The 9,927-nt window shown below is 40.3% G+C and carries 9 protein-coding genes; 8 read left to right on the top strand and 1 reads right to left on the bottom strand.

Annotated elements, in window-relative coordinates:
• Positions 1–99 precede the first annotated feature (99 nt).
• Complete coding sequence (gene purE, locus CUN59_RS11875; protein WP_104388038.1) at positions 100–612, bottom strand: 5-(carboxyamino)imidazole ribonucleotide mutase; 513 nt, start codon at positions 610–612, stop codon at positions 100–102.
• A 65-nt stretch (positions 613–677) separates the two neighbouring features.
• Here purE and nagA point away from each other — a divergent pair, with 65 nt between their 5' ends.
• From nagA to rpsU, 8 genes are all read left to right on the top strand, one after another.
• The gene (gene nagA, locus CUN59_RS11870; RefSeq protein WP_104388037.1) at positions 678–1,829 is read left to right on the top strand and encodes an N-acetylglucosamine-6-phosphate deacetylase; all 1,152 of its coding nucleotides are present in this window, start codon (positions 678–680) and stop codon (positions 1,827–1,829) included.
• 63 nt (positions 1,830–1,892) lie between these two features.
• Positions 1,893–2,195 carry a HigA family addiction module antitoxin gene (locus CUN59_RS11865; RefSeq protein WP_104388040.1) on the top strand — a complete coding sequence of 101 codons (303 nt, stop codon included), beginning with the start codon at positions 1,893–1,895 and terminating at the stop codon, positions 2,193–2,195.
• A gap of 411 nt (positions 2,196–2,606) precedes the next feature.
• On the top strand, positions 2,607–3,575 hold the full coding sequence (locus CUN59_RS11860) for an Npun_F2552 family protein (RefSeq protein WP_104388036.1): 969 nt from the start codon (positions 2,607–2,609) through the stop codon (positions 3,573–3,575).
• Positions 3,576–4,193: 618 nt separating this feature from the next.
• Positions 4,194–5,243, top strand: a complete 1,050-nt coding sequence (locus CUN59_RS11855) for a permease (RefSeq protein WP_104388039.1) — start codon at positions 4,194–4,196, stop codon at positions 5,241–5,243.
• A gap of 218 nt (positions 5,244–5,461) precedes the next feature.
• Entirely contained in the window at positions 5,462–6,226 is a 765-nt protein-coding gene (locus tag CUN59_RS11850; protein WP_104388035.1) for a TIGR03943 family putative permease subunit, read from the top strand.
• Positions 6,227–6,307: 81 nt separating this feature from the next.
• Positions 6,308–7,807 carry an Ig-like domain-containing domain gene (locus CUN59_RS11845; RefSeq protein WP_104388034.1) on the top strand — a complete coding sequence of 500 codons (1,500 nt, stop codon included), beginning with the start codon at positions 6,308–6,310 and terminating at the stop codon, positions 7,805–7,807.
• 280 nt (positions 7,808–8,087) lie between these two features.
• Complete coding sequence (locus CUN59_RS11840) at positions 8,088–9,476, top strand: hypothetical protein (protein ID WP_104388033.1); 1,389 nt, start codon at positions 8,088–8,090, stop codon at positions 9,474–9,476.
• A gap of 171 nt (positions 9,477–9,647) precedes the next feature.
• Complete coding sequence (gene rpsU, locus CUN59_RS11835) at positions 9,648–9,827, top strand: 30S ribosomal protein S21 (RefSeq protein WP_104388032.1); 180 nt, start codon at positions 9,648–9,650, stop codon at positions 9,825–9,827.
• The last annotated feature ends 100 nt before the right edge of the window (positions 9,828–9,927 follow it).

Raw genomic sequence — 9,927 nt, 5'->3', positions numbered from 1 at the left:
TTTAACGCTAACCTACTTACCACTTTTAAAACATCCTCTGAGGGGGAGGCAGGAGACAGAAGGAAAAATTTGCCTTTCAACTCCTGCCTCCTTCAATATCTATTGTTGCAAATATTCTGCATATCCTAGCTGGTCTAGTTTAGCTTGCTTTTCCATGACCATATTACATAGACTTTGGCGATAAGCTTGAACTTTTTGGAGTAATTCTGGTTGGTGAGTAGCGAGAATTTGCACAGCCAAAAGTCCGGCATTTTTGGCATTACCAATGGCAACAGTAGCAACGGGTATTCCTGCTGGCATTTGTACTATAGAATATAAAGAATCCACACCTTGCAAATTTCGAGTAGCGACGGGAACACCAATCACAGGTAAAGGAGTCAGGGATGCTACCATACCAGGGAGATGAGCCGCACCACCAGCACCGGCGATAATTACTTTGATACCGCGTTGATGTGCAGTTTGGGCATACTCTACCATCCGTTCTGGGGTACGATGGGCAGAGACAATGGCAACCTCAACTACAATACCGAATTCTTCACAAATAGCGATCGCATCTTTCATGGTAGGTAAATCCGAATCGCTACCCATGATAATACCAACTTCAAGACTCATATAATTTTAGATTTTAGATTTTAGATTCACAACGAACAACTGACAACCAACTAAAAGTAATACCCATGCTGGCAAATGTAGATATTATCAATGCAAAAGTACCTGGTTATCAAGATTTACAGAGAATTGTAGTTAACCAAGAGGGCATAATTGAGAAAGTTATACCCATGAGTACAGCATGGGAACAAGTGACACCACAGGACTTACAGCTTTTAGATGTAGGTGGTGATTGGATTTCTTTAGGTGGTATAGACTTACAAATTAATGGTGGACTGGGATTACCTTTTCCTGAGTTAACAGCAGAAAACGCCTCAACGTTGGTAGAAATATCCTCATTTTTATGGAATGCAGGAGTTGATGGTTATTTACCTACCTTAGTTACCACCTCTATCGAAAATATTCAGCGATCGCTCGCCATTCTCGCTAATTATACCTCCACTGCCGAAACCTCCGCCCAAATCCTGGGAGTCCATTTAGAAGGGCCATTTTTAAACTACTATAAACGGGGCGCGCATCCAGCCGAATATCTTCTTCCCTTAACTATTGATCAAGTTAAACGGGTATTAGGAGACTATGCCCACCTTGTCAAAGTCATCACCCTCGCACCAGAATTAGATAGCACAGGGAAAGTGATCCCATATTTGCGTTCCTTGGGAATTACCGTCAGTTTGGGACATTCACAGGCGATCGCCACAGAAGCACAACAAGCCTTTACTCAAGGTGCTACAATGATCACCCACGCCTTTAACGCGATGCCACCCCTCCACCACCGCGAACCAGGCTTATTAGGCGCGGCAATGACCGATCCGCGTGTTTTCTGTGGCTTTATTGCTGACGGTCAGCACCTTGACCCCATAATCTTAAAAATTCTGATCCGTGCCAGTGAAAATTTATTTCTTGTCAGTGATGCCCTTGCACCCTTAGGATTACCTGATGGGATTTATCCTTGGGATAGCCGACAAATTGAAATTATCAACGGTACAGCCAGATTACAAGATGGGACTTTAGCAGGAACAACCTTACCCCTATTAGTAGGAGTGCAAAATCTCGTAAAATGGGGAATCTGCGATGTAGAAACCGCCATTAGCCTAGCTACGGATGCACCTAGACAAGCTATTAATTTACCAAAATTTGCCCCCAATCAAGCCGCCCATTTATTAAGGTGGAAATGGGATGAAATTAGTAAACAACTGACATGGAAACGGTTAATTGTCTAAACTATGTTCCCTGTTCCCTTGCCCCAACGACAATTTTTAACGCCAACCTACTTAATCACATTTATGAAAATCCCAACCCATCGTCCTCCTACCCATCCCGGAGAAATGTTATTAGAAGAGTTTATGATTGATCAGAGTTTAACACCCCAAAAAATAGCTGAGTCTATAGGTGTTACAGAACAGCAAATTGTAGATTTAATCGCAGGTAAACAGCATATCACACCCAGTTTAGCACTGCGGTTATCCAGGTTTTTCGGTATATCTGTTGATTTCTGGATGAATTTACAAGTTCGCTGGGATTTATTATATTATGCTCAACAAGCAGAAGCAGAATTTCTGAATACAATTAATCCTTTTGTCGCTTAATCATCCCCAAAATCCCCACAAACAATTATTAAACAATTTTATTGATTTGTAAATATTGCCAGAGTCAAGATACCGGACTTCTTCAAGAAGTCCGGTATCTGACGCTAGAACCTTTAGGGGAAATGGCTGCTTTTGTGAAACAGAGTCGAAGTACAGGATTTGAGGATTGACAGGATAAAAAGGAAAATAATAATATTGTTTTTGGAAAAGCCTATATATATGGGCGCACACTTTTCCACTCGTAACATGAGCATAACGTAAACTTTGGGTTTTGTCAAGTCTTGATTTTATTGATTTATAAATATTGCCAGAGTCAAGATACCGGACTTCTTTAAGAAGTCCGGTATCTGACGCTAGAACCTTTAGGGGGAATTTAGTCTATATTATTCTCACATAACGCAATTATTCATCATGGAAACACCAAAACCATCAGTTAGTCTAATTCGGGCTAAATCTTACGAACAGGAAGCTTTAAAAGAATCCTTAGAAACATTGCTAGAACCTTTAGGAGGAATGGCTGCTTTTGTGAAACCAGGCGATCGCGTATTACTCAAACCCAATCTTCTCACAGGTTCTCGTCCTACAAAAGAATGTACCACCCGTCCAGAATTAATCCGTGCTGTTGCCGAAATGGTAATTGCAGTGGGAGGAAATCCATTTTTAGGAGATAGTCCTGCTTTTGGCAGTGCCAAAGGTGTAGCTATAGCTAATGGTTTATTACCTATTTTAGAAGAATTGAACATCCCCATTGTCGAATTTCATGGTAAACGTTATCAAACCGTAAACGACAATTTTAATCATCTGCTGTTATCAAAGGAAGTAATGGATGCAGATGTGATTATTAATCTCCCCAAGGTTAAATCTCATATGCAATTAACCCTAACTTTGGGAGTAAAAAATCTCTTTGGTTGTGTGCCTGGAAAAATGAAAGCTTGGTGGCACATGGAAGCAGGTAAAGATGCCAACAGATTTGGAGAAATGTTAGTAGAAACTGCTAAAACAATTAATCCAGATTTAACAATTTTAGATGGTATTATTGGACATGAAGGTAATGGACCAAGTGGAGGAGAACCACGCAATTTAGAAGTTTTGGCAGCTTCAACAAATGTATTTGCTTTAGATCGGGCAATGTTAGAAGTTCTCAAAGTTGCACCGGCACAAGTTCCCACCGTTGCAGTTTCCCAAAGATTAGGAATATGTCCTGAATTAAGTGAGATCAATTTCCCCAATTTATCACCAGATTTACTACAAATTCCCGACTGGCAATTACCTGAAACCCTCATGCCTATAGATTTTGCCATGCCCCGTGTCATTAAATCAACTTTCAGGCATCTTTACATTCGATTTATCAAAGAACCAATGAGTGCTTATATTAGGTAAATAGGTTGGCGTTGAAAATTGTCTTTATGGGAAGGCAATATCAAAGGCAGATAGACGCAGATAATTTTGTACTTCACTAAGGGGTTTAGCACTGCTAAACCCCTACAACTCCTCTCACATCAAACTAAGGATAAAATTTCAAATTCAGTTACTACATTTATTTTAGATTGAAAATTGTAAGTATTCAGCTATACCAATTGTTCATACCCAGATCCCCGACTTCTTTTATTTATGGAGACAATAAATTATAAATTGATCACAGAAGTCGGGGATCTTATCGTCTCACCTGAATTCTTACGGAAAATTAAATATTATCTGCTGTTTGTACGATAATGGTTTATGCCAAAAGTTCAGGCGATCGCTCAGTAACCGTTTGTATTTTATTTAACTGTATACCGCTATACCTATTTATCTAGCAGTTATACTTAAGCGATAAATGTATTGCCAAATGGTTTTTTCACAAATTATGCAAGATTGCTATAATTTCTTCACGATAATGAAATTTAATTTTAGCGGTTTAATCAATGATCCCTATTAAGCTCAATCTAGGCTACCCTATCAGATCAAATCACAAAACAAAACTCTAAACCTACCAACCGCTGTTGACTGCAACGCATGATAAATCAACTGAACAATGGTTTTACATTATTTCTCAGTCTGCTAGTTGAGGCCATGCCCTTTTTACTACTAGGTGTATTTTTCTCCAGTCTGCTGCTATTCTTTGTTGATGAAAGCAAATTAGTGGAGAAAATGCCGACAAATCCCTTTTTAGGGGCTTTATTTGGCAGTATGATCGGCTTTTTATTTCCAGTGTGTGAGTGTGGTAATGTACCTGTGGCCAGGCGGTTATTAATGAAAGGAGTACCCACACCAGTAGCAATTGGTTTTTTATTAGCCGCACCAACAATTAACCCTATTGTGATTTGGTCAACCTGGACTGCATTCCGCGATCAACCAGAAATAGTCGTGTTAAGAGTCGTATTTTCCCTAAGTATTGCCACAATTATTGGTTTTATCTTCAGTTTCCAACCAGACTTAGTTCCCTTTGTGCAACCAGCAATTGGCCGTTATCTTAAATTTAATCCCCCCGCTTCAGCAAAAACCAAAGGTGGTAGAAACTACCAAACACTAACCCAAACCAATACATCCAGTTTATTGCAATCAGGAACATATATTCTCGGTGGCAAACCGGGCATAATCAAACGCATAGATAACAATTACAGTGAAATAGATGGAACTGCCAATGCCAGTAAACCCGTGCCAGAGAAACTGCGTTCCCTATTAGATAATATTGTCCAAGAATTGCGGGAATTAGGAGGAGTAATGGTATTAGGTAGTGCGATCGCTGCCATCATTCAAGTTTTAGCTCCCCGTGACATCATTCTCAGTCTTGGTGCAGGACCAGTTAGCTCAATACTAGCCATGCTAGTATTAGCAGGAGTTGTATCAATATGCTCTACAGTTGACTCCTTCTTTGCTCTGTCTTTTTCCTCTACCTTTACCAGTGGTTCATTACTAGCATTCTTAGTATTTGGCCCCATGATTGATATTAAAGGTATTGGTTTAATGTTATCAATTTTTAAACCCAAAGCCCTCATCTATCTCTTTGCCTTAGCCGCACAATTGACACTTTTATTCACCCTAGTGATGAATTTGCACGTGATCTGATGTTGATCAAGGTGAATTTTCTCCCCACTAGTTTTGCAATTGAGAATCTGGGGTGTGAGGTATAGGACGCAAATCCTCCAAAGGTGGAAATATAGGTATAGGTAATGGGTAATGGGTAATCGTTAATTGGTAATTGGTAATTGGTAATTGGGAAAATTCTTTCCCCCCTGTACCCCTGCCCCTTTCCCCCTATCATCAATGATCACTACATAACCTTCATGTTAAATTCCCAACCGAAACGGATCAATCAACTCCTGCCTTGGTTAGATGTCCTAGCGATCGCCGCCTGGGGTATTTTGATGTTGAAATACTGGATCACAGGTAAACTTTACCTGTTAATTCACCCTGATTACTTTTGGTTAGCCATTTTAGCCGGAATAGCTTTATTAATCATCGCTTTTTTTAAAGGCTTACAAATCTGGCAACACCGTCGCCGTCCTGAAATACCTAATGTGATGCACATTAGTTTATTTCCCCCTGGTTGGGGCAGTTTCCTCCTCCTGGCCACCGCAATTTTAGGATTAACCATTACACCCCGTGTTTTTGCCAGCCAAACAGCATTAGATCGGGGCGTAACCGAATCACTAGTTGGTACTCGCAGCCAACCCCAAGCATTTCGGGCTACCATGCGCCCAGAAGAGCGATCGCTTGTGGACTGGATAAGAACCCTCAACGTCTATCCCGAACCAGATGCATATACAGGGCAAAAAGTCAAAGTTCAAGGGTTTGTGATACATCCCCCTAACGTTGGTGAAAAATATATTTTTTTAGCCCGATTTGTTCTGAGTTGTTGTGCCGCAGATGCCTATCCAGTGGGCTTACCCGTGGAAATGGCTTCATCACGTCAACAGTATCCCCCCGATACATGGTTAGAAATAGAAGGACAAATGACAACCCAAAGCGTGACCGAAAAACGCCAACTCACCATTAAAGCCACTGCTATCAAAAAAATTCCCCAACCGAAAAACCCTTACAGTTATTAGTCAGAACATCAAATCATTGAATTTTAGATTTTAAATAGTCAATCTAAAATCTAAAATCTAAAATCTAAAATTGTTTCAAAAATGAGCAAATCCTCTCAATTTATTCAACCATTAGACAGAATTGCCATCGCCGTCATGCTTTTATTAAGTCTCCTCATCGGCTTAATGATCTGGCAGGGTGACGCAGTTAAACCTAGTGTGCGTAATTTTACTTGGGAAAAACAGCAAATTGGGGCTAACGACCTTTCCTTCTCCCTCACCTTTAGCCGTCCCATGGACACCAAAAGTGTAGAGGAGAATTTAAAAATAGATCCACCCCTAGCTGGTAAACCTAGCTGGGCAGGAAGAAGAATGGCTTATACCCTCCTCACACCCGCCCCCTACGGCACAAATTACCAAATTAAATTAGAACAAGCCAAAGATAAATATTCCCAAGCCGAAGGTAAAAATCGGCTCATGCAGCCTTTTACAGGGACTTTCAGCACCCGTAACCGCGTCATTCTTTATATTGGCACAAATCCAGAAGTCCAAGGGCAATTGGTACTTTACAATTTAACCCAAGGACAAAAGAAAGTTCTTACCCCCAAAGACTTAACTGTGATGGACTTTGAACCATTCCCCAATGGTGAAAAAATTGTCTTCTCGGCGCGTCCTGCCAACAGTCCAGACCTACTGGCAGCCCAACTTTATACAGTCACCACAGGTATTCCTAGTCAAATAGTAGCAGAAACAACACCTGCTGGCAAAGTCGAACTAATTTTAGATAACAAAGAATATCAAAACCTGAAATTTGACCTGTCCGCCGATGGACAAACTATTGTCATTCAAAGAGGCAAACGGGATAACCCCGGTGACTTTGCCCTGTGGTACTTATCTACCACCGCCGATCCTAATGGTGAAAAACCCATAGCTAAACGCTTACAAGGGCAAGCAGGAGGAGATTTCTTAATTACACCCGATAGTAAAGCCGTAGCAGTTTCCCAAGGACAAGGAACAGCAATTGTATCTTTAGAAGGTGATAGCACCAAACCCCTGGATTTTTTACCCCAATTTGGTTTAGTACAAGCTTTTGCTAGAGACGGTTCACAAGCGGCGATGGTAAAATTTAATACCGACTATACGCGAGATTTATTTTTAGTCACCAACCAAGGGGTGCAAAAACAACTACTTAAAACTACTGGTTCAATTGTTAGCTGTGAATTTGACCCTGCTTCTCCTAGTCTTTACTGCTTGGTTACTCAACTCGTTTCTAAAGAACAATACATTGAACAACCCTATTTAGTCTCCATTGACTTGAAAACGGGACAGCAAAAACCAATACTCCTATTGCCTCCTGGTCAGCGCAATGTGCAAACCAGTTTAGCACCCGACGGGTTAGGGTTCTTATTTGATCAAATAGTCCCCATTACTAATAACAGTACCCCACTACCTCCAAACACCTTAAAAACCGATGATGGTCAACCCATTGCTAGTAGTAGTCTGTGGTTAATGCCTCTGCTACCCATCGCCAATAATAGCAACATTGATATTAAGCCAGAACAACTTCCCCTACTTGGCTTTCATCCCCAATGGCTACCTTAGGAGGCAGAAGGTAATTTCTTCCTCGCTCCCCTGTTCCCCACTCCCTACTTCTTTATTTAGATCATGACACCTCTATGCTTTCTTGATAAAATGGTAAAAATGACAACGGCTAGTACCGCAAGGCGAAAGTCATGCATTCAAAAGTCAAAAGTCCTAAATAATATGGCGTAAGCTTTTTAGTGATTGAGAATGGTTGTTTTATTTACGCCGTGCTGTACTAGTAATTTGTAAATAATGGCCATAGGACCGTGATAAATTTACCTCTTGTCTGGCTCAGACCATGCTACCTTATCAGCCAACTACAGATCATCATTATGAAACCGTAGTTATGGAAAAATTGGAAGATATTAACCAACAGGACTGGATCGCCGAACCTGATATTGCTCAACAAACACAGGTTAACCTAGAATTTCAGCAGCTATTAAAGTTGAATACAGAATTACGTACAGCTAATGATAATCTATATGCTCAAATAGACCAGTTAAAAACAGAATTAGCTGAGGCAGAAAAAATTTTACATTGGCAAAAAACACGCTCCAGCGTTACTGAGTCTATGTTTAACCAACAAACTGAAGAACTCGCCGCCGCCCAGGAGCAAATTAAGGCTCTATATGAGCATTTAGAAACATCTGTACAAACAGTTCAACGCCAGGAACTATCCCTGGAAACTTATAAATCTCATTTGCAAATTAGTCAACAACATTTAGCACATTTAGAAAGAGAATGTTCCCTACTGCAAACTAATTACACGGAAGAGTCTGAACAGCTATTACATTCTGAAAATACCTGTCGTGAGTTGCGGTCTAGATTGATGCGTCAACAACGTCAAACGCTACAATTTAAAGCGGCTTTAGAAAAATGTTTAGATACACCCATTCCCAATCATGAGAATTTAGAAGATCATATCCATCATCCCCAAGATATCATTCACAAACAAACCAGATTTTCCAGAAAAGCTCGGTCTTTGTTTCCTCATGCCCAACCTATTCGCCCTTGGTCAGCCGATACAGATTCAGTCAGTGACTCTATAACCAATTCCTCGGTACAACTAACAATACCAACCCCGGACAACTATGATCATCATCCCGAAGCATCAACTATCCCACCCATAGAAGTCTGTGAATCTACTACTGAATCTATCCAAGGAGATAATTTTGAACTATTACCTCTGGATGAACAATTAGAAGGGATTATTCACAAGTTTTTTCAGACACCATCTACTTCAGTAAATCCACAGGAGGAAACAGCCAAAGTCAATCTTCCGTCAGTAGATAGTCAGGTTTTAGAAACTTTACCCTCTGGAACTGATGATCACATACCAACAGAAATCACAATTACACCAGATTTGCACATCACAATTGATCCCTATGGTATTACTGAAAATCCTCAACACGAAGATTTGACTCTATCGCTAAATCAGGAATTGTCAGTAAATTCTAGTTCTCTTAAAGATCAAACTCATACTCTCGAACATGAAGATTATTGGTTAGATCCTGTATCTGTGGTCGAGCCAAATTTACCAATCAATGATTTTCTATCGCCGTCATCCGATGAGAATACATCTGATCATAAATCACCTTCACCATTAATTTATCCACAACGACCACCGAAAGGACGCAAATCTTTAGCATCTGTAGAATTGCCAAATTTCCCACCTAAGAGTAACTAGTTTCTTCCTAGCGAAGCATTTGATAAAATTGATAATGTAAAAGTTAGAATCAGCTTGAACATTGATTCTAAGACATTAGGAAACAGGCAAGTTTAGCCCTCAAATGTCCGTTTGCTGAAAACGGGAAATGTGACAATGGCAGTTAATAGATAAACTAAGGACAGACTAGGAATGACTCAAGTACTTTTAGGAGAAAATGAAGGTATAGATTCAGCTTTGCGTCGTTTTAAACGCCAAGTTTCTAAAGCTGGTATATTGGCTGATGTCAAATATCGTCGCCATTTTGAAACGCCTTTAGAAAAGCGCAAACGAAAAGCAGTAGCAGCCAGACGCAAGCACCGTTTTAAATAAACATATTTAGGGTTTGCTGAATAAAGCTATAACCGTTTATTAATAGGGGTTTCGCGGATTTTAAGAACAAGCAAGTGCAAGGTTTTGGCAAATGGAGTCT

Source organism: Cuspidothrix issatschenkoi CHARLIE-1, from assembly GCF_002934005.1.
Taxonomy (GTDB): Bacteria; Cyanobacteriota; Cyanobacteriia; order Cyanobacteriales; family Nostocaceae; genus Cuspidothrix; species Cuspidothrix issatschenkoi.
This window is presented reverse-complemented; position numbering and strand designations above follow the sequence as displayed.